The organism is Pedobacter soli (assembly GCF_900101435.1).
Classification (GTDB): domain Bacteria; phylum Bacteroidota; class Bacteroidia; order Sphingobacteriales; family Sphingobacteriaceae; genus Pedobacter; species Pedobacter soli.
Genome location: NZ_FMZH01000004.1, coordinates 371,740 through 397,924 on the forward strand (window position 1 = coordinate 371,740; position 26,185 = coordinate 397,924).

Annotated in this window: 30 protein-coding genes; 11 read left to right on the forward strand and 19 right to left on the reverse strand. The window is 38.9% G+C overall.

Going from position 1 to position 26,185, the window contains the following annotated elements; genetic code table 11:
• The 3 genes from BLR37_RS11090 to BLR37_RS11100 form a co-directional block, all read right to left on the reverse strand.
• Entirely contained in the window at positions 1 to 2,772 is a 2,772-nt protein-coding gene (locus tag BLR37_RS11090) for an outer membrane beta-barrel protein (RefSeq protein WP_090768539.1), read from the reverse strand.
• A 120-nt stretch (positions 2,773 to 2,892) separates the two neighbouring features.
• Complete coding sequence (locus BLR37_RS11095; protein WP_090768542.1) at positions 2,893 to 3,372, reverse strand: DinB family protein; 480 nt, start codon at positions 3,370 to 3,372, stop codon at positions 2,893 to 2,895.
• 12 nt (positions 3,373 to 3,384) lie between these two features.
• Positions 3,385 to 3,927, reverse strand: a complete 543-nt coding sequence (locus BLR37_RS11100; RefSeq protein ID WP_090768545.1) for a hypothetical protein — start codon at positions 3,925 to 3,927, stop codon at positions 3,385 to 3,387.
• 141 nt (positions 3,928 to 4,068) lie between these two features.
• Here BLR37_RS11100 and BLR37_RS11105 point away from each other — a divergent pair, with 141 nt between their 5' ends.
• Positions 4,069 to 5,022, forward strand: coding sequence for a bifunctional helix-turn-helix transcriptional regulator/GNAT family N-acetyltransferase (locus BLR37_RS11105; protein ID WP_090768548.1), 954 nt, complete (start codon positions 4,069 to 4,071; stop codon positions 5,020 to 5,022).
• Between the two features lie 155 nt (positions 5,023 to 5,177).
• Here the strand turns inward: BLR37_RS11105 and kdsB are convergent, their stop codons facing one another.
• From kdsB to trpS, 4 genes are all read right to left on the reverse strand, one after another.
• Positions 5,178 to 5,933: a 3-deoxy-manno-octulosonate cytidylyltransferase gene (gene kdsB / locus BLR37_RS11110; RefSeq protein WP_090768551.1), complete on the reverse strand. Its 756-nt coding sequence runs from the start codon at positions 5,931 to 5,933 to the stop codon at positions 5,178 to 5,180.
• Position 5,934: 1 nt separating this feature from the next.
• A complete protein-coding gene (locus tag BLR37_RS11115; RefSeq protein ID WP_090768554.1) occupies positions 5,935 to 6,135 on the reverse strand; it encodes a DUF5808 domain-containing protein in 201 nt (66 codons plus the stop codon).
• Positions 6,136 to 6,174: 39 nt separating this feature from the next.
• Positions 6,175 to 6,789: a deoxynucleoside kinase gene (locus BLR37_RS11120; protein ID WP_025144984.1), complete on the reverse strand. Its 615-nt coding sequence runs from the start codon at positions 6,787 to 6,789 to the stop codon at positions 6,175 to 6,177.
• Between the two features lie 77 nt (positions 6,790 to 6,866).
• Complete coding sequence (trpS, locus tag BLR37_RS11125) at positions 6,867 to 7,865, reverse strand: tryptophan--tRNA ligase (RefSeq protein WP_090768557.1); 999 nt, start codon at positions 7,863 to 7,865, stop codon at positions 6,867 to 6,869.
• Between the two features lie 283 nt (positions 7,866 to 8,148).
• On the opposite strand from trpS, the gene BLR37_RS11130 reads away from it, so the two are divergent.
• The 6 genes from BLR37_RS11130 (at position 8,149) to BLR37_RS25100 (ending at position 11,604) form a co-directional block, all read left to right on the forward strand.
• Positions 8,149 to 8,874, forward strand: a complete 726-nt coding sequence (locus BLR37_RS11130; protein ID WP_090768560.1) for a lysophospholipid acyltransferase family protein — start codon at positions 8,149 to 8,151, stop codon at positions 8,872 to 8,874.
• Position 8,875: 1 nt separating this feature from the next.
• The gene (gatC, locus tag BLR37_RS11135; protein ID WP_090768563.1) at positions 8,876 to 9,166 is read left to right on the forward strand and encodes an Asp-tRNA(Asn)/Glu-tRNA(Gln) amidotransferase subunit GatC; all 291 of its coding nucleotides are present in this window, start codon (positions 8,876 to 8,878) and stop codon (positions 9,164 to 9,166) included.
• Positions 9,167 to 9,313: 147 nt separating this feature from the next.
• Complete coding sequence (locus tag BLR37_RS11140; protein ID WP_039472370.1) at positions 9,314 to 10,072, forward strand: ABC transporter ATP-binding protein; 759 nt, start codon at positions 9,314 to 9,316, stop codon at positions 10,070 to 10,072.
• A gap of 144 nt (positions 10,073 to 10,216) precedes the next feature.
• Complete coding sequence (locus BLR37_RS11145; RefSeq protein ID WP_090768566.1) at positions 10,217 to 10,765, forward strand: cob(I)yrinic acid a,c-diamide adenosyltransferase; 549 nt, start codon at positions 10,217 to 10,219, stop codon at positions 10,763 to 10,765.
• An 86-nt stretch (positions 10,766 to 10,851) separates the two neighbouring features.
• The gene (locus tag BLR37_RS11150; RefSeq protein WP_010603503.1) at positions 10,852 to 11,073 is read left to right on the forward strand and encodes a DUF2795 domain-containing protein; all 222 of its coding nucleotides are present in this window, start codon (positions 10,852 to 10,854) and stop codon (positions 11,071 to 11,073) included.
• A 372-nt stretch (positions 11,074 to 11,445) separates the two neighbouring features.
• Positions 11,446 to 11,604 (forward strand): lmo0937 family membrane protein, encoded by a 159-nt coding sequence (locus tag BLR37_RS25100; protein WP_143009563.1) that lies wholly within the window; start codon positions 11,446 to 11,448, stop codon positions 11,602 to 11,604.
• Between the two features lie 96 nt (positions 11,605 to 11,700).
• Here the strand turns inward: BLR37_RS25100 and BLR37_RS11155 are convergent, their stop codons facing one another.
• Both BLR37_RS11155 and queA read right to left on the reverse strand, forming a co-directional pair.
• Positions 11,701 to 12,366: a 2-C-methyl-D-erythritol 4-phosphate cytidylyltransferase gene (locus BLR37_RS11155; protein WP_090768569.1), complete on the reverse strand. Its 666-nt coding sequence runs from the start codon at positions 12,364 to 12,366 to the stop codon at positions 11,701 to 11,703.
• Between the two features lie 58 nt (positions 12,367 to 12,424).
• The gene (gene queA, locus BLR37_RS11160) at positions 12,425 to 13,474 is read right to left on the reverse strand and encodes a tRNA preQ1(34) S-adenosylmethionine ribosyltransferase-isomerase QueA (protein WP_039472378.1); all 1,050 of its coding nucleotides are present in this window, start codon (positions 13,472 to 13,474) and stop codon (positions 12,425 to 12,427) included.
• A 200-nt stretch (positions 13,475 to 13,674) separates the two neighbouring features.
• Between queA and BLR37_RS11165 the strand changes: the two genes are divergently transcribed.
• Positions 13,675 to 14,919 (forward strand): ABC transporter permease, encoded by a 1,245-nt coding sequence (locus BLR37_RS11165; RefSeq protein ID WP_090768572.1) that lies wholly within the window; start codon positions 13,675 to 13,677, stop codon positions 14,917 to 14,919.
• Between the two features lie 416 nt (positions 14,920 to 15,335).
• On the opposite strand, the gene BLR37_RS11170 is transcribed toward BLR37_RS11165, so the two are convergent.
• Positions 15,336 to 16,532 carry a pyridoxal phosphate-dependent aminotransferase gene (locus tag BLR37_RS11170; RefSeq protein WP_208599636.1) on the reverse strand — a complete coding sequence of 399 codons (1,197 nt, stop codon included), beginning with the start codon at positions 16,530 to 16,532 and terminating at the stop codon, positions 15,336 to 15,338.
• Positions 16,533 to 16,644: 112 nt separating this feature from the next.
• On the opposite strand from BLR37_RS11170, the gene BLR37_RS11175 reads away from it, so the two are divergent.
• Genes BLR37_RS11175 through bioA form a run of 3 tightly spaced genes read left to right on the forward strand, consistent with a single transcriptional unit; the run spans position 16,645 to position 19,378 of the window.
• Positions 16,645 to 17,631, forward strand: a complete 987-nt coding sequence (locus tag BLR37_RS11175; protein ID WP_090768833.1) for a cation diffusion facilitator family transporter — start codon at positions 16,645 to 16,647, stop codon at positions 17,629 to 17,631.
• Complete coding sequence (locus tag BLR37_RS11180; protein WP_090768576.1) at positions 17,618 to 18,070, forward strand: NUDIX domain-containing protein; 453 nt, start codon at positions 17,618 to 17,620, stop codon at positions 18,068 to 18,070. The genes BLR37_RS11175 and BLR37_RS11180 overlap by 14 nt, the downstream gene beginning before the upstream one ends.
• Positions 18,071 to 18,076: 6 nt before the next feature.
• Positions 18,077 to 19,378, forward strand: coding sequence for an adenosylmethionine--8-amino-7-oxononanoate transaminase (gene bioA, locus BLR37_RS11185; protein ID WP_090768579.1), 1,302 nt, complete (start codon positions 18,077 to 18,079; stop codon positions 19,376 to 19,378).
• 45 nt (positions 19,379 to 19,423) lie between these two features.
• On the opposite strand, the gene BLR37_RS11190 is transcribed toward bioA, so the two are convergent.
• The 9 genes from BLR37_RS11190 to BLR37_RS11230 all read right to left on the reverse strand — a co-directional run bounded on the left by BLR37_RS11190 (position 19,424) and on the right by BLR37_RS11230 (position 26,132).
• Positions 19,424 to 19,858: an SRPBCC family protein gene (locus tag BLR37_RS11190; RefSeq protein ID WP_090768582.1), complete on the reverse strand. Its 435-nt coding sequence runs from the start codon at positions 19,856 to 19,858 to the stop codon at positions 19,424 to 19,426.
• 24 nt (positions 19,859 to 19,882) lie between these two features.
• Positions 19,883 to 20,206 carry an ArsR/SmtB family transcription factor gene (locus tag BLR37_RS11195; protein WP_090768585.1) on the reverse strand — a complete coding sequence of 108 codons (324 nt, stop codon included), beginning with the start codon at positions 20,204 to 20,206 and terminating at the stop codon, positions 19,883 to 19,885.
• 116 nt (positions 20,207 to 20,322) lie between these two features.
• On the reverse strand, positions 20,323 to 20,661 hold the full coding sequence (locus tag BLR37_RS11200; protein WP_090768588.1) for an MmcQ/YjbR family DNA-binding protein: 339 nt from the start codon (positions 20,659 to 20,661) through the stop codon (positions 20,323 to 20,325).
• A gap of 17 nt (positions 20,662 to 20,678) precedes the next feature.
• Positions 20,679 to 22,052 carry an exonuclease domain-containing protein gene (locus BLR37_RS11205; protein ID WP_090768591.1) on the reverse strand — a complete coding sequence of 458 codons (1,374 nt, stop codon included), beginning with the start codon at positions 22,050 to 22,052 and terminating at the stop codon, positions 20,679 to 20,681.
• A 129-nt stretch (positions 22,053 to 22,181) separates the two neighbouring features.
• Complete coding sequence (locus BLR37_RS11210; protein ID WP_143009564.1) at positions 22,182 to 22,808, reverse strand: hypothetical protein; 627 nt, start codon at positions 22,806 to 22,808, stop codon at positions 22,182 to 22,184.
• 10 nt (positions 22,809 to 22,818) lie between these two features.
• Positions 22,819 to 23,181: a response regulator gene (locus BLR37_RS11215; protein ID WP_090768597.1), complete on the reverse strand. Its 363-nt coding sequence runs from the start codon at positions 23,179 to 23,181 to the stop codon at positions 22,819 to 22,821.
• Between the two features lie 107 nt (positions 23,182 to 23,288).
• Entirely contained in the window at positions 23,289 to 24,044 is a 756-nt protein-coding gene (locus BLR37_RS11220) for a LytR/AlgR family response regulator transcription factor (protein ID WP_090768602.1), read from the reverse strand.
• Positions 24,045 to 24,192: 148 nt separating this feature from the next.
• On the reverse strand, positions 24,193 to 25,290 hold the full coding sequence (locus BLR37_RS11225) for a sensor histidine kinase (RefSeq protein WP_090768605.1): 1,098 nt from the start codon (positions 25,288 to 25,290) through the stop codon (positions 24,193 to 24,195).
• A 101-nt stretch (positions 25,291 to 25,391) separates the two neighbouring features.
• Complete coding sequence (locus BLR37_RS11230) at positions 25,392 to 26,132, reverse strand: LytR/AlgR family response regulator transcription factor (RefSeq protein WP_090768608.1); 741 nt, start codon at positions 26,130 to 26,132, stop codon at positions 25,392 to 25,394.
• Positions 26,133 to 26,185: the final 53 nt, after the last annotated feature.

A 26,185-nucleotide genomic window follows, 5' to 3' on the forward strand; every position in this document is an offset into this window, starting at 1 on the left:
TTATTTTTTATCTGCTTTAATAAAATTGCCTGTTAAATTGTAGGTTACCCCAATTAAAACATACCTCGGGATAAAACTATAGGTATTTTCACTAATATTATTACCACCAACATTGCGACTATAACCTATTTTTTCTGCCAGAATATCAGATACCGATATTTTAAGTTCCAGTTCTTCGGCCTTCATCATTTTTTTTGACAGGTATGCATTCCAGATGGCTACATTTACTGGTGTGCTAAACGAACTATTTGCCGGTTGATACGATAAATTGATGCTGGTGCCAAATTCGGTGCTGTAGGGTAAGTTTATGGTGCCGTTTATATCATGCGCATGACTAAAGTTTTTACCATTGTTGATGGCTCCGATAGACGATTTGCTGTTAGAAAAATTAATTGAAGGACTATATTCCAATTGTACAACCTGGCTATGATAACCAATCCGCGGCCTTATACCGATATTATTACTCACATTTTTATTGAGTTTATTATTGAGAAAAGAAAGTGAAGTATTGCGGTTGTAACTGATATTAACACTGGCATTTAAATGCAATTTACTAAAGCCTTTGTGCAAACTGGCACTGCTATACAAACTGTTTACGCCATTTAAATTGGTATAACTGGTAACGGTTTTATTAAATTCATCAACATTGCTGGTACTTACAATGGCATTTTTGGTAAAATTATAACTTACATAGGCATACATGTACAGCTGCGATTTCTGCTGAAAACTGTTGATATTAAAGTTTACCCCATTGTTAAACGATGGTTTTAAATTAGGGTTACCCAGCACCTGGTACAAGGGATCGTTTACTACCCTGATGGGCTGAAGTTGCTCCAGATCTGGTTGATCGGTGTTACCATAATAGCTTACAGAGAAATTGGTGTTTTTACCTATCCGGTAATCAAAACTGGTGTGTGGTGCCCAGTTGATATAATTTCGGGTAAATTGATTTTTTCTGTCGATATCGTTCAGCTTGAAAGTAGTTCCGGTTGCCTCCATACCACCAGAGATCGAAAACTTTTTAGCGCGGTATTGAAGTAAAGCTTTACCAACATTCGAAAAGTTATTGAAGTCGAAATTATTACTTAATGAATCGATTCTGCTATTGTTCAGGTCTTTGTTAAAAACCTCTTTATGACTGTTAGAGGCTATTGTTTTAAAACTATAGGCCGTTTGTAGCGATAACCTTTTACTCAGCGGCTCAGTGTACGATACACGGGTTGCAAAAGAATGTTGTTTGCCGGAATTATCGTTCAGGTAGTTCCGGTTGTCAGGCCTGATTACTCCTGCCTCGTAATAGTTTGTGGTACTCAGATTTTCGCCTGTATCGCTGTTTTTTTTGGTTTCAGGTTGTACATCAACAGAAAGCGTGCGGCCTTTCTTTGCAAATTTTTTGGCATAATTAATATTGCCACTAAACTGGCTGTTATCACCATCGCTGGTATTGGTCTGTTTGCTATTATTTACAATGTCGCCGGCATCATTTCTGGTTTCATTGTTATTGAAATATTCGCTGCTGTTTCGTGCCTTGCTACCTGCAAATGATACCTTAAGGGTGGCAGATGAATCTAATTTTACTTCTACATTACCCCGTAAACTCTGTCCGCTATTTTTAGTATCGCTGTTTGAGGCATTCTCGCTGAAGAAGTTGGTGCCATTGGGCAGTAGCGACTGGTTTTTGGAGGTGTTGCGATCTAAAATGTTACGGTTATTGCCTTTGTAGTTTAATTTAAGGCTGACTTTGTTTTCATTCCATTTATCAGAAAAATGGGCGCCATAATTGGTAATATCGGGTAAGCCGTTTGTAGGCGAGAAATAATCGTCGTCATCGCCGCCACCATAACTAATCATTACCGAACTTCCATCATCGCCAACTTCAATTACATCATAATCGTTCCCTTTAATTTTGCTCATGGCCGCACTTGCTTTCGAATCCTGATTGAGGTTGCTGTTGGAGCCAAATACGGCTGTTTTTAATTTACCCTTATAAATACCTGCCATTCCGCCCAGGTTTTTAAAATGATTGAGATCGCTATTGGCATCTAAGGTGCTGAGGTAGCCATTCTTGGCATTTTCCTTCAGCTTAATGTTCATCACCTTTTCTTTTGCCTCGCCTTCTTTAATGCCGGTAAGTTCTTCGTCTTTTGTTTTCTTATCGTAAACCTGCACTTCACTAACGGCGTTCGCTTTTAAGTATTTGGCGGCCAGGAGCGGGTCATCGCCAAAAAACTCTTCACCATCCACCAGCAAGGTATTTACATCTTTTCCGCCAGCTTTTATGGCTCCGTTTCTATCAACCTCGATACCGGGTAAACGCCTTAACAATTCCTGCACATTGGCATGGGGTTTAACAGCAAAGCTATCTGCCTGGTAAGTAATGGTGTCGCCTTTCATGCTAATGGCCTGTTTTTGCGCTTTAATTACCACCTCATTTAAAAGTAAAGCCTTACTGTCCATCGCAATTTTGCCAAGATTAAACTTTGCCGTATCAGATAGCTGGATATCGCGGATATAATCGGCCATTTTTGGGTAGGTGATGACCAAAGTATAATTGCCTTTTTTTAAGTTGGTCAGTTCAAACTCGCCATTGGCTTTGGCCCTGACATCTTTAACCAGGATAGAATCTTTGCTGTTAATGAGCAGTATGGAGCTGTTAGAAAGGTTCCTTTTTTCTACAGTATCGACCACAATACCTTTAATAATGGCCTTTTGGGCTAAAGCAGGGAGAAACAATGCCGAAAAAATAAAAACGGCGAGGAGATTTTTGAGCATGTACGGAGAAAACGTTGATAAATAGTTGTTTGGCTATGAGGCGTGAAAATACAACTATTCGATTAGTTTATCTAAAATACCTGCAATTATTTTTAAAAAGCATTGAGGTTTGATATTGCACTACATGGGACTTTGTTTTTGGATCAATTTTCTGATCAATACGATCTGACCCAAATGGTAATAACTGTGCTCAATTACGCCCGCTATATTGCGGAAATAGGTGCCATACTTTTCCTCTTCAAATACTTCATCAAGCTTTTCGTCAGGCATTTGTGCCACTTGCTCAACAAAATTTGTTGCATTAAGTAGAAACCTTTCTACCAAATTATCCCAATCGCTGGCCGAATGGAGAGGAGGTAAATCAAAACTGTACTGGTCTTTTATCGATAATGGATTGCCGTTGAATACCGATAAAATTCCTTCCAGATAATAATTAATGTGATAAGTAAGTGCGGCAATGGTATTGAGGCTTTCTATCTGATGAACAGCTTCCTGCAATCTGATATTCAATAACTGGTCTTTATAATTGGTATTGGCTATCCAATAACCGTTTAATAAAACTTCCTGTAAGCGATTGGCAAGATCCTGGGCCTTTTTCATGTTAGTGTGTAACTAGCAGCAATTATAGTAAATCTTAACTTTCTGCTCTTGCTCACTCCAGGCAATGTAAATGTTATTTTCTTTACCTAAGCGATATTTGAAACCATTCAACCCCTTTTTTTTCAATTCTTCGTAAAGTGCCTTATCAGGAACATAATTGTCTGCTTTATCTTCGGGCATTACGGCAGGTTCCAGGAAATTTTCATCGCTAAAAAAATCATCGGCAATGGTTTTGATGAAAACAATCTGGTCTTTCTCTTTTGTTAAATCAATATTGGGATCGGTACTGCCTAATAGCTCAGTACCCTTTATTTTAGCGTTATAAATCTCTTTCCCATCAGCTTTTTTTATGGTAAATGTCAATACCATATCTTCGGGTTTTCTGCCCGTGAGTTCGATTTTGAAGGTATCAAGCGTTTTCAAATCAGAGAAAGATTTAGCAACACTCTGGTTAACATTTTTGAATTCAACAGATCCGGCTTCTTTGCCCTGTTTAGATTGGCATGCAGAAAATAGAATAAAACAGCTGATAACGAAGATGGGTAATTTTCTCATGTTCCGAAAATACAAATTTTAGGTCTATTACCGTCTAGACGACTAAAAATAATACCCAATAGAGCATTAATTTATCGTGTACATAATGATATTTCAAATATTTATTTAAATTTGCGTAACCGATTACGTAATTAATTATTTATGGATTTTTTCGAACAGACAGGAAAAGTGGCGATAGGCAGCAGGTTGAGGATGTTAACCGATAAGGTAACGGAAGATGCTGCAAATATTTATCAGCTGTATAATATTGATATGCAGCCAAAATGGTTCCCGGTTTTTTATTCCCTATCACAAGGTGAGGAGAAAACCATAACCGAACTGGCTAAGACAATTGGTCATTCGCATCCTTCAGTAAGTAAGATTATTGGCGAAATGCTGAAGAAGGGCTATGTAAAAGAAAGCAAGGATACAGCAGATGGCAGGCGAAATGTGATCAGCTTAACTGATGCAGGGCAGGAGGTTGCTTATAAAATTAAAGACCAGTTGATTGATGTAGACGCAGCAATTGAAGAGCTTTCTGCACAAACACAAAATAAACTCTGGGAAGCGATAGGCGAGTGGGAGTTTTTACTGGAACAAAAAACATTATTAAGAAGGGTGATGGAAAAGAAAAAGGAACGCGATAGCGCAAAAGTTGAAATTGTAGCTTACAAACCCGAATATCAGGAAGTATTCAGGGCTTTAAATGTAGAATGGATTTCTACTTATTTCGAAATGGAAGAATCTGATTACAAGGCTTTAGATAATCCGAAGAGTTATATTTTAGATCAGGGTGGCCATATTTTGGTGGCTTTGTACGAAGGAGAGCCGCTTGGTGTGTGCGCTTTAATTAAAATGAATGATGAAGAATACGATTTCGAACTCGCTAAAATGGCTGTTTCGCCAAAGGCGCAGGGCAAGAATATCGGTTTTTTACTGGCCTCGGCTATTGTTGAGAAGGCGAGATCACTTGGCGCAGCTAAAATTTATTTAGAAAGTAATACCATTTTAAAACCAGCCATAAACCTTTACCATAAACTGGGTTTTAAGAAAGTGGCCGGGAAACCAACGCCTTATACCAGGTGTAATATTCAGATGGAACTGGTTATAAAATAGTTGGGAGTATGGAGTTTTAAGTTTGGAGTCAATTAACCGATTCAAACAATTAACAAGTTAAACTACTTATTACACTAATAAAATGGTTTTGGGTATGGAGTTTTAAGTTTGGAGCCGATTAACCGATTCAAACAGTTAATCAGTTAAACTACTTATTACTCCTGCTTTAACGCTTTCAGCAATTTATTCAACTTCAATAAATCTTCCGGCGTATCAATGGCAACCGTTTCTAAATCGGTAACTTTTGTCTGGATGTAAAAGCCGTTTTCAATCCAGCGCAATTGCTCTAAACTTTCGGCTATTTCTAATGAAGACGGAGGTAATTTGGTAATGGCTTTTAAAGCCTCTACTCTATAACCGTAAATACCAATGTGTTTGTAAAACTGATGTTTTTCTGCCCAAACACCCGGCTCGCCATTTCTGATAAAGGGAATAGGACTACGGCTAAAGTACATGGCGCGACCATTTACATCAATTACAACTTTTGGGCTGTTGGGATTGTAAATGCTTTCCTGGCTTTGAATCGGCTTAATTAAAGTAGCTAATTCTACTTTATCTTCGGCAAAACAGCTGGCTAATAAATCAATTTGTGCCGGTTCTATAAAAGGTTCATCGCCCTGGATATTAATTACGATATCAAAACCCGGCAATTGCTCAATTACTTCTGCACATCTATCGGTTCCGCTTTGGTGGTGAGCAGCGGTGAACGCAAATTCGCCACCAAATCTTTTTACTTCCTCGGCAATCCGCTCATCATCGGTAGCAATAACCACTTTCGATAAACTTTTTGCTTTTGAAGCCTGTTCGTACACGCGCTGAATCATCGTTTTTCCGGCAATATCAACCAAAGGTTTTCCCGGAAAACGGGTAGAGGCGTAGCGTGCAGGAATAATTCCGATAATTTTAGCCATACTATTTATTTAAGGTTCTTAACAGATATACAGCACCAAAAATAAGTGCTAAAATTACATAAGAAATGGGATGAGCAAAGTTGAATGTCCAGCCCAGCATTTTATGCCGTTTCGGAACGAGTACACGGGAATCTGCTTTGTTGAAGTAAATGATTCCCCATTTCCAGTTCAGCGGATTCTCATGTTGGAAATCTTTGCTCATCTTAATTGAATATTTTAAAACCGTGTTTTTTGCTCAGCACTAAAATAAACCGTTAATCTCGGCTTCGATAGACTGGATTACGGTTCCCAAATCTTCAGGGTTGTTGGTGAAATCCAGTTTATCTTTATCTAATATCAGTAATTTCCCCAGGTTGTAACCTTTAATCCAGGCTTCGTATTTTTCGTTCAGCTTAGAAAGGTAATCAATTCTGATTCCAGCTTCATATTCGCGGCCACGACGCTGGATATTATTTACCAACGTAGGGACCGAAGCACGCAGGTAAACCAATAAATCTGGTGGTTTAATAAACGAGGTAATGTTGTCGAAAATCGCACGGTAATTGTCATGATCACGCGTAGTCATTAAGGCCATATCGTGCAGGTTTTCTGCAAAAATATGGGCATCTTCGTAAATCGTTCTGTCCTGAATTACATTGCGTTTATTTACTTCAATATCGGTAATCTGCTGAAAACGGCTGTTCAGGAAATAAATCTGAAGGTTAAAACTCCAGCGTTTCATGTCGCTATAAAAATCTTCCAGATAAGGATTATTGTCAACAGCTTCATATAAAGCTTCCCAACCATAATTTTTTGCCAGCAGGCCAGTTAAAGTGGTTTTACCAGCACCAATATTCCCTACAATTGCTATATGCATATGTTCTTGCGTTTTGCGTTGGGCGTTTTGCGGGTGGCGTTGTCTAGCCAAACGCTAAGCGCTTATCACAATATTAATTAAAAACTTTTAAACCCGATTAAACTGCGAACTTCCCTGATGGTTTTTTGTGCACTTTCGCGTGCCTTTAATGCACCATGTTTGGCCACCTGACGTAAATAAGCATCATCTTTGGCAATATCCTGAATACGCTCGCGCATTGGCGCAGTAGCAATAATCATATCTTCGGCAAGTTGCTTTTTAAAATCACCATAACGGATCTGCATTTTGTTATAAAGGTCATCGAAATGCTGGTGCGTATCTACACTCGAAACCACTTTCATTAGATCGAAAAGATTTTGGATCGGCTCAGGTTTTGGCTGGTTTTCTTCTGTCGGGCCACCATCGCTTACTGCACGCATTACTTTTTTGCGGATCGTTTCCGGATCGTCAGAAAGGTAAACCGCATTGGCTTCTCCTTCCGATTTACCCATTTTACCTTTACCGTCTAAACCTGGTACTTTTACCAGTTTATCCGAATAGCTAAAAGCATAAGGCTCAGGGAAATATTCGGTGTTGTACAAGCGGTTAAAACGGTTACCAAAAGTACGCGCCATTTCGAGGTGTTGCTCCTGGTCTTTACCAACAGGAACCTTAGTGGCTTTGTGAATCAAAATATCGGCAGCCATTAAAACCGGGTAGGTTAACAAACCTGCGTTTACGTTATCGGGATTGGCACGCACTTTATCTTTAAAAGAAGTACTGCGTTCAAGCTCGCCCATATAAGCGTTCATGTTCAGGTATAAATAAAGCTCTGCAATTTCAGGTACATCGCTCTGTATATAAATGGTGCTGTTTTCCGGATCTATACCACTTGCCAGGTATTCAACCAGTACATGTTTAATGTTACCGTGCAAATCGGCAGGGGTAGGGTGTGTAGTTAAAGAGTGTAAATCGGCAATAAAAAAATAGCAGTTGTAATCATTTTGCATTTGCACAAAGTTTTTTACTGCGCCATAGTAATTACCTAAATGTAATTTTCCTGTTGAGCGAATGCCGCTCACCACTGTTTCTTTCATAATGGCACGAAATTAAAAATAAAATGCAAGCATTGTATAACATGAGGTTAATTTTATCTCAATTTAGATTATTGCCTTATACATTACTTCACCGTCGTTTTTTGCTAAATTAATGGAAACGACTATAACCTTAACCACCTAAGAAATATAAGTACACACTAGCTGAATGTTCTAATATGACTTATATGGTGAAATGATTATAATGTTTTAAATTCTACCAGCTTAAAAAATCGTATATATAAAATGTAATTATGTCAAGCTATTTTATATTTTTGAAGCCTCTATGATTAAATTTCTCCGTCAGCTGCACCGTATATGGTTTCTATTCTGGATCATGTTCTTTTTTGCGCTGTTTTACCCATTTTACTATTTAACATCGCGCAACGAGCGCTATTATGGTATCTTAAATTTCTTCAGAAAAGCAAATAGTTTTCTGTGTAGTTTTTTCTCAGGGGTATTTTTCGCTTACCATTATGAAGAAAAGCTGGACAGGAACCAAACCTATATTTATTGCGCCAACCATAGTTCTAACCTCGATATCATGATTTTTTGTATCATGGGGCATGGGAAGTATCATTTTATGGGAAAAGATGAGCTGCTGAATAATCCGGTGTTGGGCATTTTTTTTAAAACTATTGATATATCCGTAAATCGCGATAGCAAGATTTCGGCTTTCAGGGCATTTAAAAAAGCCGGAGAGAATTTAGAAAAGGGAATGAGTCTGGTTATTTTTCCTGAAGGAAAGATTGACGATCATTATCCGCCAAAACTCGGGGAGTTTAAAAATGGTCCTTTTCGTCTGGCTATTGATAAAAACATCCCTTTGGTACCGGTAAGTTTAGCCAATGTTTGGCAAATTAACTGGGATGACGGCGCAAAGTATGGAAGTAAGCCAGGAATTTGCGATATTTACGTCCACAAACCCATAAATACTGCTGCAATGACTGCCGATGATTCGGATGCATTGAAAGAGCAGGTGTACCAATTGATTGATAGTAAGCTAGTATAATATGAATTTAGACGCAAAAACCATCCATAAAATAGCCGATCTGGCCAGAATTCATATTGATGAAAAGCAGGTTGATGTTTTGATTCCGGAAATGAATAAAGTCTTATCGTTTATGGAAAAGTTAAACGAATTGGATACCACTAATGTAAAACCTTTGGTTTATATGAACGAATCGGTTAATGTTTGGCGTGAGGATGTAGTAAAACAAGAAATTACCACTGCCGAGGGGTTAAAAAATGCCGCAAAACATAGCGACGAATTTTTTATGGTACCGAAGATTATTGAGAAATAGCTTGTAATTAAAGCCACAAATTTACAGATTGGATAGCTTTTGTAACTTTGCTCGCTTTACAATCCGTTAATTTAAGCAGTATTTGCAATCAAATTTTAAATCTCTTGTAACATACCTGCCATTGCTCATGTCTAAAGAAGAAAAAACATGGAGAAACCACTCATTACTATAAAGGAAATTGGCCGTAAATATGTTATTGGATCTGAGGTGATTCACGCTTTAAAATCAGTTTCTTTAGATATTCATAAAGGCGAATTTGTAGCACTGATGGGGCCATCTGGTTCTGGTAAATCTACTTTGATGAACATTTTAGGCTGTTTAGATACCCCCTCAAGCGGCACCTATGTGCTAAATGGTACAAATGTGAGTCACATGAGCGATGATGCACTTGCTGAAGTGCGGAACAAAGAAATTGGTTTCGTGTTTCAAACCTTTAACCTGTTGCCACGCTCAACTTCATTAGATAATGTAGCTTTACCGTTAATTTATGCAGGAAGCAGCAAAAAAGACCGCCAGGCCAGGGCTGCCAAAGCCTTAGAAAATGTGGGTTTGGGTAACCGTATGGACCATAAACCTAACGAGCTTTCTGGTGGTCAGCGCCAGCGTGTGGCAGTAGCCAGGGCATTGATTAACGACCCATCTATTATTCTTGCCGATGAGCCAACCGGTAACTTAGATACCAAAACTTCGATCGAAATTATGGGCTTGTTAGAAGAAATCCATAGCAAAGGCAATACCATCATCCTGGTAACACACGAAGAGGATATTGCCCAACATGCACACCGGATTGTGCGTATGCGCGACGGATTGATCGAAAACGATTATTTAAATACCGAAGTAAAAAATGTTTCGCCACGCCTGCAGGCTTTGAAAGAAAGTGGCAGCGATTGGGAGAAAATTAACTAAGGCTGAAGGTGTAAGGCATAGGGCTTAAGGTTTTGTAGCACTATTCTTAAATCTTTGCAAAATAAATAGAGGTTAAGGGTGTAAGGCATAGGGTATAAGGCTTTAAACCCTAAACCTTAAACCTCATACCTTAAACCTTTTCATATGAAAATCTACACCAAAACGGGAGATGGAGGACAAACCTCACTTATTGGTGGTACCCGCGTTCCTAAATTCCATCACCGTATCGAAACTTACGGAACCGTTGATGAGCTTAATTCGTACATTGGTTTAATTATGTGCCAGGATATTAATCCGCATTACAAACAGTTGCTGAAAGAAATTCAGGATCGTTTATTTACGGTTGGTGCATCATTGGCTGCCGATCCGGAGAAATCTAAAATGAAAATTCCTGATTTGCACGATGCGGATATTAACCTGCTTGAAAAGGAGATGGACGAAATGAATGAATTATTGCCTGCTTTAAAGCATTTTGTGCTGCCTGGCGGAAATACTGTAGTTTCTTACTGTCATCTGGCCAGATGTGTATGCAGAAGGGCAGAGCGGCTTGCTGTAGCGCTTGCAGAAAATAGCTTTGTAGATGAGCGGGTAACGATTTATCTGAACCGTTTAAGTGATTATTTGTTTGTTTTGGCACGAAAACTGACGATGGATTTCAAGGCGGAAGAAAACATTTGGATTCCGCGGGTTTGATAGTTGAAAAATAAGTTTGTTTTGCTCAGAAATTTTAATATACTTTGCGCATAATAAAGGAATACGAATTTAATTGAATTGATGATATGTATTGGACATTAGAATTAGCATCGCACCTGGAAGACGCTCCATGGCCTGCAACTAAAGACGAATTAATTGATTACGGTATCCGCTCTGGTGCCCCGGTAGAAGTTATTGAAAACTTACAGGCATTAGAAGATGATGGCGAGCCTTATGAAACGATTGAGGAAATCTGGCCAGATTATCCAACTAAAGAAGATTTCTTCTTTAATGAGGACGAATACTAACATGAAAATAAGGAACCTTCCAGCAAAAATGGGAGGTTTTTTTATGCCTAAAAAAATGTATCTAAGACCGCTTATCTGTTCTGTGTTTATCTTCTTAAATCAGTAGGAGAGTGATTGGCGCTTTATTTCCCGCTGATTACGCGGAGTGCGCAGATGAAGGCCTGTCATAAATAAATCTGCGTTTATTATCTTAAATCTGCGGGGAAATAATTTGATATTATCTGCTCAGATTATGCGATCTAATCCGTCTTTCCCCTCCCGGATTTGTCTGAAAATTATCGCAAAATCAAATTAATCTTTACAATTCTTAAACAAAAGTTAAAAATCGGGTGTTAATACTGCAATAATTTACATTACTAAAAAATTAACACTATGGGAAATTTATTGTATTTAGTCGCAGTAGTATTGGTAATACTTTGGGTCATCGGATTTATATTTCACGGCTTCGGCGATGTTGGCGGTATAATCCACGTTTTATTGGTTATCGCAGTGATTGCCATTCTGCTTAAAATTATTGGCAGGGCAGCATAAAATATATCAATCCGTTATTCACTTCTTTTAAGTACGCCTTAAAACAGTTGGATAATAAAAAAGGAGTTTCGATTTTGAAACTCCTTTTTCAATAAATTAATGCTTAAGCAGCAACTCAGCCAGCTCAAGATCAATCGGGTAGGTGATTTTAAGATTACTGCGTTCGCCTTCAATAATATTAATGTTGTAACCTATTGATTCGACTACGCTGGCATCATCCGTAAAATGATTGTCGAATTCCTGGTTATAAGCTTCTTTAAGCACATTAATACTAAAAGTTTGAGGTGTTTGCACCAGGTAGATTTCATCACGTTTTAAAGCCGATGTTTTTCCATTTTTAAACTGGCGCACGCTATCACTCGATTGTACAGCTGCAATAACATTACCCTGCAGGGCAGCCGCCTGATAACAACTATCGATAAGCTTTTTCGAAACCAGTGGGCGTACGGCATCATGAATGGCAACAAGACTATCCTCTTCTATGCTATAAACCGCATTTTTAACTGAATGGAAGCGCTCCGTACCGCCATCAATAACCTGATGAGGAACACGGAAATTAAATTCATCGCACAGCCGTTGCCAATAAGCTTGTTGTTCTTTATTTAAAACCAGTAAAATTTTGGGTTGAGATTCGCTTTGTGCAAAAGCTTTTATGGTATGCATTAAAACCGGGAGGTTTTTGAGTAGTAGAAATTGTTTTGGGGTTTCTGTTTGCATCCGATTGCCAGAACCGCCTGCTACAATTATAGCGTAGTATTTCATAGTTGTGCGTTTAGGGTTTGGCGTTTAGCGCTAAATCGCCAAACGCCAACCGCAAAACTTATATAATTAGCATGGCATCGCCGTAGCTATAAAATTTATATTTTTCTTTAACTGCAACCTCGTAGGCATTCATTACGTTTTCGTAACCACCAAATGCACTTACCATCATCAATAAAGTAGATTCAGGGGTGTGGAAGTTGGTAATCATGGAGTTTGCAATGCTGAAATCGTATGGAGGGAAGATAAACTTACTGGTCCAGTCGTTAGCTGCTTTTAAGGTTCTGTTGGCAGAAACGGCCGATTCGATAGCACGCATTGAAGTGGTACCTACCGCACAGATTCTTTTTTTGTTTTCTAAAGCCCTGTTTACAATGTTCGCATCTTTTTGCTCGATAATAAACTGCTCAGAATCCATTTTGTGTTTGGTTAAATCTTCAACCTCAACCGTTCTGAAAGTTCCTAAACCCACATGTAAAGTTACTTCAGCAAAATCAACACCTTTAAGCTCAAGGCGTTTCATTAGCTCGCGGCTAAAGTGTAAACCTGCAGTAGGAGCAGCAACAGCACCTTCGTGTTTAGCAAAAATGGTTTGGTAACGCTCTTTATCTTCAGCCGTAGCTTTACGTTTAATGTATTTAGGAAGTGGTGTTTCGCCTAAAATTTCAACGTTTTTTCTAAACTCTTCGTCGCTACCTTCAAATAAGAAACGGATGGTACGTCCACGTGAGGTCGTGTTATCTACCACTTCAGCCACTAACAAATCGTCGTCGCCAAAGTATAATTTATTACCTACACGGATTTTACGGGCCGGATCAACCAAAACATCCCATAAACGCAACTCTTTATTTAATTCACGTAATAAGAAAACTTCAATAGTAGCACCTGTTTTCTCTTTGTTGCCGTATAAACGGGCAGGGAAAACTTTAGTGTTGTTTAATATCATAACGTCTTTGTCGTCGAAATAACCTAAAACGTCTTTGAAAATTTTATGTTCAATTTTACCGCTGTCTTTGTGTAAAACCATTAGGCGAGCTTCGTCGCGTTCTTCAGCCGGATTATTGGCTACCAATGATTCAGGTAAGTTAAATTTGAATTGTGATAATTTCATTCCTGATGAATTTTTTGAGGTGCAAAAATACGAATTTAATTTTTCTTTTCGGTATTTTATCAACCGCATTTGATTATATTATGTTTTACTTCATTTTAAGTTAAATTATACAGCCTGTAAATACGCGCTAGCCACAAAAATTAATTAGTTTTGAAGATATGCTGTAACCTTTTAACAGGCTTTGCATCTAACCACTAATTATGATAATCTTTAGGCTAATAGGCGAGAGTTTCCGTTTTGCATTTGATGCGTTGCGCCAGAATAAATTGCGTACCATGTTATCGCTTTTGGCTATAACCATTGGTATTTTTACCATTATTGCGGTGTTTTCTGCTGTAGATACCTTCCGCGGTAAACTGCAGTCGAGCGTTGATAAACTGGGTTCGAATACCATTTATGTACAAAAATGGCCCTGGATATTTGGTGATGGCTACCCCTGGTGGAAGTACATGAACCGCCCTCAGCCTTCTATACGCGATTTTGAAACGCTGCGCGAAAGGATTGAAAATGCACAAGGTGTAACCTTCGAAATATCGACCAACGACCGTACCATTAAATACCGGAGCAGTTCGGTTGAAGGAATTTCGGTTTGGGCCGCTTCCCACGATTTTAATAAAACCTGGAATTTTGAGCTGCAAGATGGCCGTTACTTTACCGAAAACGAAAGTAAAAACGGTTCGCCGGTTTGTATTTTAGGTTCTGATATTGCCGACGGTCTTTTTAGCGGTGATAAAGCGGTAGGGAAGCAGGTACAGATTTTAGGCAGAAGGCTCACTGTTGTAGGTGTTTTCAAGAAAGAAGGTGAAGATATGCTGGGTACATCGCTCGATAAGAATGTAAATATCCCTATAAATTTTGCCAAAGGTGTGCTTGATATCCAGAGCGAACGCTACGGACCGCAAATTACTGTTCGCGGTAACGATAACGTAAGTTTAGAAGAGGTAGAGAGCGAACTGAGAGGTTTAATGCGCTCAATTCACCGCATCAGACCAGGCCAGGAAGAAGATTTTGCCTTAAATAAAACTACCATCTTATCTAACCAGTTAGATTCGATGTTTAAGATGGTTAATATTGCCGGATGGGTAATTGGAGGCTTCTCTATTCTGGTGGGTGGCTTTAGTATTGCCAATATCATGTTTGTTTCGGTTAAGGAGCGTACCAATATTATCGGTATCCAAAAATCACTAGGCGCTAAAAATTATTTCATTTTACTACAATTTATATTTGAATCGATTTCACTTTGTATTCTGGGCGGATTACTGGGGCTGTTGCTGGTGTACCTGTTTGCACTGGGCATTGGTGCTGCTACCGATTTCCATATTATATTGGGCTTAAATAATATTGCTTTAGGTATTGGAATTTCGATCATTATTGGTACAATTTCGGGATTCTGGCCAGCTTACTCTGCTTCGCGATTAGATCCGGTAGAGGCGATCAGGAGCTAGTTCAGTTGGCAGTTATCAATTTACAGTTGGTAGTTTGCAGTTTGATGGGGCATTAGGATGTAGTTACCCTGGTTAAATAAACCTTATAGAAGTGGAAAGCCCGGAGTGAGGTACGAGCGAGGACTTGAAACGGAAAGAAGGACTGATGCAGCCATGAAATACTGACTTTCATTTTCAAAGTATAAAATATAGCTAAGTTATAGGGATCACTTTTTGTGGTCGGTGTGACACCAACCACAAAATAAATATGCCTGGAGACAGATCTCTCCACTCCATTACATTTCGGTCGAGATGACGAAAAGATAAAACCCCTCGTTAAAACTGAATTAACGAGGGGTTTATTATTATATAGTTAACTGAAAATTGCTAACTGTTAACTGAAAATTGCTAACTGTTAACTGAAAATTGTCAAGTGATTAAGCTAATTTGCCTAAAGCTTCCTTAATTCTTCTTAATGCTTCAACTAAACTCTCGTCTGATGCAGCATAAGATAAGCGGATGTAGTTGTTGTTACCGAATGAATCGCCACCTACGGTTGCTACGTGACCTACGTTTAATAAATATAAAGCTAAATCAGCCGAATCTTTGATTACGTTGCCATCAGCATCTTTTTTACCGAAGAATGAGCTGATTTCTGGGAAGAAGTAGAAAGCACCATCAGGAAGGTTGGTTTTTACACCCGGAATTTCGTTCAACAAGTTGTACACCAATTCTCTTCTGCGTAAAAAAGCTTCTTTCATTACCAAAACACTTTCTAAACCTTGCTCGTAAGCCACGATACCTGCACGTTGTGCAATAGAGCAGGTACCTGAAGTAGTCTGGCCCTGTAATTTATCGTTAGCTGCAGCAATTTCTTTGTTAGCGGCAATGTAACCTAGTCTCCAACCAGTCATGGCGAAAGCTTTAGAAAAACCGTTTACAATAATTACGCGGTCTTTAATGCTGTCGAACTGGGCAATTGATTCGTGTTTATCTACAAAGTTGATGTGTTCGTAAATCTCATCAGAAAGGATGTAAATATTAGGGTGTTTTTCGAAAACCGCTACTAAAGCTGCCAGTTCTTCTTTGCTGTAAACCGAACCTGTAGGGTTACATGGCGAAGAGAACATAAATAATTTACTTTTTGGGGTAATGGCTGCCTCTAACTGTGCAGGGGTAATTTTGAAATTGCTTTCAATGTCGGTATCGATAAAAACAGACTTTCCTTCGGCAAGTGTAACCATTTCTGAGTAAGAAACCCAGTAAGGAGTTGGAATAATTACCTCATCATCAGGATCAATTAAGGTTAAAATTACGTTTGATAACGATTGTTTGGCACCTGTTGAAACCACGATTTGAGAAATATCGTAATCTAAATTGTTTTCTGTTTTAAGTTTATTTACGATCGCCTGGCGCAGGTCAGGATATCCCGGTACCGGCGAGTAGCGTGTATAATTTTCGTCTAATGCTTTTTTAGCCGCATTTTTTACATGGTCTGGCGTATTAAAATCGGGTTCACCAACACTTAAACTGATTACATTAATGCCCTTTGACGCTAGTTCGCGGCCAAGTTTGGTCATTTTAAGGGTTGCAGATTCTGACAGGCTGTTGATTCTTTTCGATAAGGTGCTCATGGTTAATTACTTTGAGCGCAAATATATAAACCAAATATTATTCTGCACTAAAAAACCGATATTTTTCTCATTTAATTTATGCGATAAGCGTATTTTTGTACAAAAAAGCACTGTGTCGGTAAAGAAAAGAGCAATCATACTGTCGTTGGTAGTAAGCATTTTATTAATGCTGGCCAAGTTTACGGCTTATTTTATTACAGGTTCTAACTCCATTTTAACTGATGCAGCAGAGAGTATTGTAAACGTAATTGCCGGAAGCTTTGCTTTTTACAGCATTTACCTCAGTACCCAGCCACGCGATGAAAACCATCCTTACGGACATGGGAAAGTAGAGTTTTTCTCAGCTTTTGTAGAGGGGATATTGATTCTGATCGCCGGAGTGATCATTATTTTCAAATCATCATACAACCTCATTTATCCCCATGCAGTAGGGCAATTGCTTGAAGGAACGCTGATTATCGGGATTACAGGGCTGATTAACATGATAGTGGGCTTGTACCTGATTAATGTAGGGAAAGATCAGCATTCGATTACCTTACAGGCTGATGGAAAACATTTGCTAACCGATACTTATACCAGTGTGGCCATTGTGGTCGGGCTGATCCTGATCCAGCTGACAAATATTATTTGGCTGGATAGTTTACTTTCTGTGCTGGTAGGCTTTTATATCGTTTATTCGGGTTATAAACTTACCCGGGGTTCGGTGGGTGGTTTAATGGATGAAAGCGATTTTACCCTGGTAGAAGAGGTGGTAGAAGTATTGCAGAAAAACCGACATAACCCATGGATTGATGTACACAATCTGCGTACACAACAATATGGCCCGGAGTTTCATATTGATTGCCACGTAACTTTACCTTATTATTTCGATTTAAATAAAGTACATCGCGAAATTTCACAGATAGATGAACTCATTAATTCGAATGGGGTACGCAAGGCGGAGTTGTTTATTCATGCCGATCCTTGTTTGCCCGAGTGTTGTCATTATTGCCACATGAGCGAATGCCCTGTACGATCGGAGGCATTTAGAAAAGAAATTGTGTGGACACCAGAAATTGTAATCAAAAATAAAAAGCATTTCGAAAATGAGCTACTTTAATGTTCGTGTATACGGACTCTTAATTAACCAGAATAACGAAGTTTTGGTAAGTGATGAAGAAGAATACGGTTTCCGTTTTAGTAAATTTCCTGGTGGCGGTTTAGAATTAGGCGAAGGTCTTATTGATGGATTGAAGCGCGAATTTGTGGAAGAATGTGAAGCTGAAATTGATGTTTTATCGCATTTTTACACCACCGATTTTTACGAAAAATCATCCTTTAACGATAGTCAGGTAATCAGCGTGTATTATCTGGTTAAAGAAAAAGCACCTCTGAAACTGGCTTTTAAAGATAAAATTTACGATTTCGATGGTGAGGGCGAGATTTTGCAAGCTTTCAGGTGGGTTAAAGTTGAGGATCTGGCTATCGATGAAATCACTTTTAAAACCGATAAAACCGTAGCGCAGCTTTTAAAAGATCATTATTCAGTTAAATTGTAAATTTTTATGTCTGATACTTCCAAACTTCAAACTCCAAACTCCAAACTTAACTTAGCTGAGCGCGATAAAAAAGTAATCTGGCATCCCTATACGCAAATGAAAAATGCTTTGCCGCATATTCCAATTGTGCGGGGCGAGGGCGTTTATGTTTTCGACGAAAATGGTAAAAAGTATATCGATGCTGTTTCTTCATGGTGGGTAAATATCCATGGCCATGCACATCCTTATATTGCCCAAAAGGTTGCTGAACAACTGAATATGCTCGAGCACGTTATTTTTGCGGGTTTTACCCACGAGCCGGCTGTTTTACTGGCAGAAAGATTGTTACCCATCTTACCGGGTAAACAGGATAAGGTTTTTTATACCGATAATGGATCGACAGCGGTAGAAGTGGCGCTGAAAATGTGCCTGCAGTACTGGGATAATAAAGGAAAACCTAAAACACGCATCCTGGCCTTCAAAAATGCTTACCATGGCGATACTTTTGGAGCCATGTCTGTTAGTGGGCGCAGTATTTTTACCGATGCCTTTAACAGTTTGCTTTTCGATGTAGATTTTATCGACCTCCCAAACAAAGACAATATCTCTGATCTCACATCTTATATTTCAAATTTAACAGATACTGCGTGTTTTATCTTCGAACCACTTATTTTAGGCTCAGGTGGTATGTTGATGTATGAAGCCAAATATCTTGACGAACTGATAGTAGCCTGCCGAAAAGCCGGCATTTTAATTATTGCCGATGAGGTAATGACAGGTTTTGGCCGGACAGGAACTTATTTTGCCTGCGAGAAATTAAGCAATAAACCTGACATTATTTGTTTAAGTAAAGGTTTAACTGGAGGCACTATGCCTTTGGGAGTCACTACATGTACCGACGAAATATTTGAAGCCTTTTTAAGCGAAGATAAACTGAAGACGCTTTATCACGGACATTCATTTACAGCAAACCCGATTGCCTGTGTGGCTTCGCTGGCTAGTTTAGATATCTTATTACAGGAAGAAACCCTAGCCAACATTAAAAGGGTAGAAGCTAAGCACGCCGTGTTTTTACAGGAAATAAAGGCACATGCTAAGGTTAAAGCGGTTAGACAAACGGGGACTATTATTGCTATTGAGTGGGAAACCGGTAACGAAACTTCTTATTTAAGTAACCTGCGCAACTTATTGTATGCTTACTTTTTAGATAAAGGCATTATATTGAGGCCTTTGGGCAATATCATTTATATTTTGCCGCCTTATGTGATAAGCAATGCCGATCTGGATTATATTTATGGGGCTATAAAACAAGCTTTAGAAGAGATTTAATTAGATACCGGGCGCGTTATTCGTGCCCGGTAAATTAGCAATTTGTTAAGCAGCCGGCTCAAGGTAATTTTTAAGCGCATCGTTAACAAAATAGTTCCAGCCTCCATTGAAACTTGTTTTAGCAAAATCAGATCCGTTATTGGCAAAGCTTTCTAAACCTGTATGTGTTAGTTTTAATAGGGTTTTATCGCCTTGCTCAAATAACTCCCAGCTTACTACAGAGTTTCCAGGGTAACCGTCGTACCGCCAGGTATAGGCCAGTTTTTTACCCTCAACAATCTCGGTTATTTCCCATAAATGCAGGTATTGAGGACCGTCATCCGGCCCGCCGGTAAATTCGAATTTAAAGCCAACTTCTGGTTTAAAATCGGCCAACTGAAAATACCATTGCTTAATTTCATTATTATCGGTTAATGCTTTCCATACTTTTCCGATAGGGGCATTGTACACCCGTTCTACAATAACTGGTTCGTTTTCCATCTTTATTTTGGTTTTAGTATAAATTTATTGTTGTTCTGTTTGCTGATCTTTGGAAAGGTGAAGGGCTAAGGCATCTAATTTTCCTGTCCAGAAAGAACGGTATTGCTCTATCCATTGTGCCACTTCTGCCAGTTTTTGAAACTGGATATAGCAATACCTGTCGCGACCTTGTTGTTTCATTTCAACTAAACCGCATTCTGTTAAAATTTTAATGTGTTGTGAAATAGCGGGCCTGCTCATCTCAAAGTTTTCGGCAATGGCATTCAGGTTTAAAGTTTTATGCGCAATGAGGCCAATAATTTCGCGGCGGGTAGGGTCGGCAATGGCCTGAAATACGTCTCTTCTCATAATTATGTAAGTGATTGCTTACAAATATAAACGTAAGTAATCGCTTACGCAAATTTTATTTCATTTTTATATTAGATTTTTGAATCTAAGTAATTGAGGTACATTACTGAATAAGATTAATCTTTGCTGTATTTGGCTGTCAGTTTTGGCGGTGCCACGTTACCATAGGAAAGGGTTAGCGCATCCATCAGCATTTCATCTGCAAGCTCTGTGATTTCAAAAATAGTCCAGCCTTGTTTGCCCCAGGCCCCGTTTGCAGGTTTTATTTTGTCAGGCTTAAAATCGCAGAAAACAGATTGGTCGATTGCTGATAATTTAAAGGTGGCCTTGCTGTGCTGAAGATCAAGCGTGGCAAATATCTTTTTGTTTACCCTGAAAGAAGTTTTATCGAAATGGGGCATTTCAACAGCTTCATCAAATGAAAGGCAATGTGCCCGGAAGGTTGAAATATCCATAACAGTAGGTTTTTGAACTACAATTTATACAATTTCTGCGGAAACTGCTCGGCGTGGCTTAAAATAAGATTTAAGATGTAACTGTTTGATTGGTAAGTAGACAAATCATTTTTAATTGGCGCTAAGCCATCTGAAAGATATTTGGTATCGGTAAAATAACCCATGCCGTAAAACTGACCATTTTCAACTACCAGGCAGCTAAACTCATTGTCAGCCCGGCCTTCATCAACCAGTGCAAAGCTTGGCTGCTGTTTTTGTATATCTGCCAGTGCCGCATTCAACTTTTTGTTGTAAACCGTAACGGTTTCTATGCCACTGCAAGCCCCGAAACATTGCCCGTTTTCGTGCGCATAACATTTGGTTGCTGTTTTTTGCAGGTAGCAGAGCCTGGCGCAAAGCTGGTACTTATCTACCAGCTGGTTTAAAAAGTTATAACCTTCTAACAGGTTGTTAAAGCTCTGAAAGGCACGGTTATTCTTTTTATGCTTATCAATGGCCAAACGCAGGTAGCCGTTCTGATCTTCGAATACATACAAATCGTATTTGTGTTCGTAGCGTTTCATGGCGCGGTTATTTTCTGGCCAAAGGCGTTTAATTTCATTGGCTTCTAAAATTAAAGCCATTAATTCGGTACCACATACCACAAAATCAACATGGTGTATGGTGCGCAAAAAATCCTGACGCTGCCGGTTGGCATTATTGCCTGTAAAATGACTGGTTACCCTTTTTTTAAGGTTTTTTGCCTTTCCAACGTATACAATTTTGCCTTTGCTATCTTTAAAGTAATAAACGCCGGGCTGGTTGGGCAATCTTAAAATAGAAGCCTTATCCAGGTGAGGTGGTAAAGTCTGTTCTTTCGAAGTTTTTTTAAGCATTTCTGCAATAACGCCGTTATCATCAGCGCTTAACAGCAGGTTAAAAAGAATACTCGTTGCATCTGCATCGCCTGCAGCCCTGTGCCGGTTGTATATCGGGATTTCGAGTGCCGTACAAAGTTTGCCTAAACTATAGGATGCTTTACCCGGTAATAATTTTCTGCTCAACCTTACCGTACATAGCTTAGTGCATTGCAAATCGTAACCTGCGGCTGCCAGATGGTGCTTTAAAAAGGAATAATCGAAATTAACATTGTGCGCTACAAAAACCTTATCGTGTAACAGCTGGTATATTTGCAAGGCCACATCGTCAAAAACAGGTGCATCTTCCAACATGGCATCATCTATACCCGTAAGTGCTGTAATATGTGCCGGAATAGCTATTCCTGGGTTAATGAGGGTAGTATACGATTCTATTATTTCATTACCATCGTGAATATTAATGGCAACTTCGGTAATGCCATTTGCTGAGGCATGACCGCCAGTGGTTTCGATATCTACAACTGCGTATAACATGAAATAAATTTTGACTACAAATTTATGCTAAAATAATTAGTATAAAAATAATTTTGATTATTTCTTTAGCATAAAAAAAGCGGTTACCTATTTAACGTAACCGCTGCAGTATTTTGTATGTATGCGCCACTACAGTTTGCTCAGCAATTTGCTTAAATTGGGTTTAATGCCCAGGGTAATCGGCACAGTGTTAAAAACGCGGTTTTGTATTTTACCAAAACCATACATATAACTGGTTTCTACAAATAAATTGGCCCCTCCGAGGTTGTATTCAATACCAGCGCCAGCTTCGGCAATACCCAAACCATTCGATTTGTTGGATTGCGTAACCTGTAGCGTAGCTGCGTTAACGCCTGCCTGCGGAGTAAGTATAATTCCACCTCCGGCACCCGCAAAGCCATAAAAGGCCCATTTATTTACAATTTTACGGTAACCCAGGGCTACATTTAACAGGTAGGTGGTCGACCTTCCTTTTTGCAAAGTGTAGGTATAACCGGCATCGGGGGTAATCTGGTTATAGGCAAAGGCATGTAAACTCACTTTCGGGTAAAGAAATAATCCGCCATCGCCCAGGCCTAAATTTAGCCCAAGCGAAGTAGAAAATTTGGGTTTAAAATAATCGGCAGTTTCACCTACCGGGAAAGCCAGGCCTATACCACTCATGGAGTACAGCTTATCTGGCCTGCTTTGTGCTTTTACCTGGGTTGATACTGCCGTGCATAGCAAAATGCCTGCGGTTAACAATCTTAAATTCATATCTGGTTCTTTAGTTTTCGGTCAGGGTGCCTACTTTCTGTAACAAACTGTTTATTGTAAATGGCTTCTGTAAGTAATCGTCAGGATGATAGCTTTGCGATACAACATAATTTTCGTCAAATCTTCCCGATGTAAGCATAACCGGTATGTTATTGCTTTCGCTGTTTAGCCTTAACTGTTTAAACACAGCGCGCCCATCCATTCCGTTTAACATAATATCCAGAATAATCAGATCCGGGTTAAAGTCTCTAACGGCTTTAAAAATAAAACGTGGAGATAAGAGCGGATAAACTTTATAATTTTCGGTTTCTAATATCTCTTGCACTACATCTAATACATCTGGATCATCATCCACAACCAATACTTTTTTCAAAACAGATAATCAATTATTATTAAATAGACTATCCTAATACAAATCTTGCACAATAATGTTTTGAAGAAAATGAAATTTGGAAGAGATGCGCTCGGAAATTCAGAATACTATAAGGTACGTGGCCCAGGATTTTCGCCAGATTGATTGCTTTTAACAAATCTTGCAAACTGATCTTTATAAGCATCAAAAACAGTGTACATGGCTTCGTTAGATAAAAGTATGCTATCGCCCAGTACACTTTTAATATGCTGTTTGGCAATAATAACGGTCGGGCTTATCTGAATAAATGCCGAATGCTTTTTAAGCATGTTAAGCATTTTGGTGAAATTAGACCTCGAGCTTAAAAAAGTGCTTACAGTTGTTTTGAACTGTACGTCATGTTCAATATCCTCTACTGCAATAAGGTCGTTCAGATTGATTCTAATCAGGTTACCATCATCACCTTGCAACGGAATGTAGAAGAAATTTTCTTCAAAAATAGAGAAAGGGTTGACCTCTTTTTTACCGGTAGGATATAGGTTGTTTATGGTTTTGGTAAAATGCAAAATAGAATAGGGCTTGAGCAGGTAAGCATCTGCATCTACTTTAAAGGCATCTATAGCATAGCGGGCGTGAGCAGTGGTAAAAACAAGATGTTTTGTTTTTTGCCTGAGCAAACCAGCCAGTTCAATACCCGAAAGGGAAGGCATTTCTACATCCAGAAATATAATATCAACAGGATTGGAAGCAGAAATTTCTGCCAGGGCCTGAGTGGGTTCGGTGAAAGTTTGAATAAGCTTTAGGTCAGGGAGCTTATCCATATAGGCTATCAGATTCTCTAATGAATGGGGATCATCGTCGATAGCGATACAACTGATTGACATTTTAGATAGGTTTAGATGCTGCAAATTACAACTTCAGTTATTAAAATGGAAAAAATTAACATTCCTGAATGATTTTTATCTAATCGGCAAGGGAAATGATCTTCTCTGCTTAAATTATAGCGATTTGCAGAAATTGCGGATAAAAATACTAAAGCTGATTGTCTTTTTTTATTGTAACCGATAATATTACCCTGAAATAATTGTCAGCATCTGCAGTATAATCGAAAGTTGCGTCCCGTCCGTAAGCGTAAGCCAAACGCTTTTTTATGTTTTCCAATCCGGCTTGTAAGCCCGAATGATCCTTAACTTCTTTAATCAGGTTTGCAGTTTCAATAATGAGCTTACCCTGCTCTGCTTTAATACTTATTTCGGCAGGGTAGGCCGGTTTTAATAGCTCGCCATGCTTAAACATGTTTTCGGCCAGGGTAATCAGCACCATGGGGATAATTTTAATCCTGCGGATTTCATCATCATACCAAAAGCGTAAACTTATGCCATGATTTTGCCGTAACTGATGCAGGTTGATCAGGTTTTCTACCTGGTTAATTTCTTCAGCCAGCAACACAAAATCTTTGTCTTTGTTATTGTCTACCGAATAGCGCATCATTTCTGAAAGGGAAAGGATGGTTTCTGCGGCAATGGGCGACGATTCGCGGGCGTGCTGGTAAATAAAATCCAGAGTATTAAACAACAGGTGCGGCTGTATCTGGGCTTTTAAAAAGGCATTTTCTGATTTTGCCAGTTGAATAAGGTTGTTTAGACGTTGTTTTTCTAGCTCTTCTGTTTTCTTTCGTTCTTTAATATACCTGATCAGGAAATAATAACCGGTAGAAAAGCACATGAAATAAACACAGCGGTATAAAGGAGCAGAGAAATAGATCAGATCGAGCGTAATTTTTCTTGATCCGGTATAAGCAGTATAGTTAATAATGATATAATCGAGGCAAATGGAAATACAAAAATAAGCGGCAATTTCGGCGAACAGCAAAAGCGGTAATTTCCATGCAGTTTGCCTGGGGTTGCGAAGGCTTACGCTTAAAATAAGGTGCGCATGTACATAAAAGGTGGTAATGTTGAGCGCATAGTATAAAACATAGGGGGTTAAACGACCAAATTTTCCATTAATCAGGCCTACAATAATGGCTTCGTAAAAAATAAAGATGACCCAGATAATCAGGTGGAGTTTTTTACTGGCTATCCAGTTTAAAACAGGCCATTTTTTTGTGCTTTGTTTTGTTATGCTCATAAGGTTAGACGGCTCGTAAATTCGGAAACGGCAAATACATTACCATTCAACAAGCAAAGTAGCTGATGAATTGGTGATACGAAAATAACAAAAAATTAACGTTAAGACCGGTTTGTTTTAATGGTTTTTTCCCGGATGTAATCCTGAATGCTATCGCGATAACTGCTGCCGATGTTGATGGTCAGGTTATTGATCATCTTTAAAGTATGGCCTTCAACCTTTTCTATGTAGTTTTTCGCAATAATAAAAGAGCGGTGCGCCTGTGCAAAATTGGGGTAGTTTAACAGGATAACTTTAATCTCAGACAAGGCGATATAGGCAACAATGGTTTCGTTTAATGTAAAAATTCTGACATAATTCTGAAGACTTTCAACCGCAACGATATCCGGATACCTCACTTTTATGAGGTTATTGTTGTCGTTTTTATTCCTTACAAAGAAGTAATCGTCTTCTTGCTTAAGACTTGTTTGGGGAGTTGCTGGCCTTTTCGGGTACAAAATATTAATGGTTTCGGCAAAACGCGCGAAGGTATAAGGTTTTAGCAGGTAGGCACTGGCGTACATTTCGAAAGCTTCGTAAGCGTATTTAGAATGCGACGTGGTGAAGATCAGCTTGTCGGTTTTATGCCTGATCACTTTGGCAAGTTCAAGACCAGAAATAAGGGGCATGTCAACATCCATAAAGATAATGTCGACCGCATCTCCGGCTGTAATTTCATTTAAAGCCAGCAAGGGATCGGTATATGATTTGATAAGCTGGATGTTGGCCAGCGAATTGATGTAAGATACAATGCCATTAACGGCATGAATATCGTCATCAATTACGATACATGTTAGTTTCATTAAGTGCGTGTGTGTTAGTAAAGCTAATTTATAGCATGCATTTTAATTTCAGA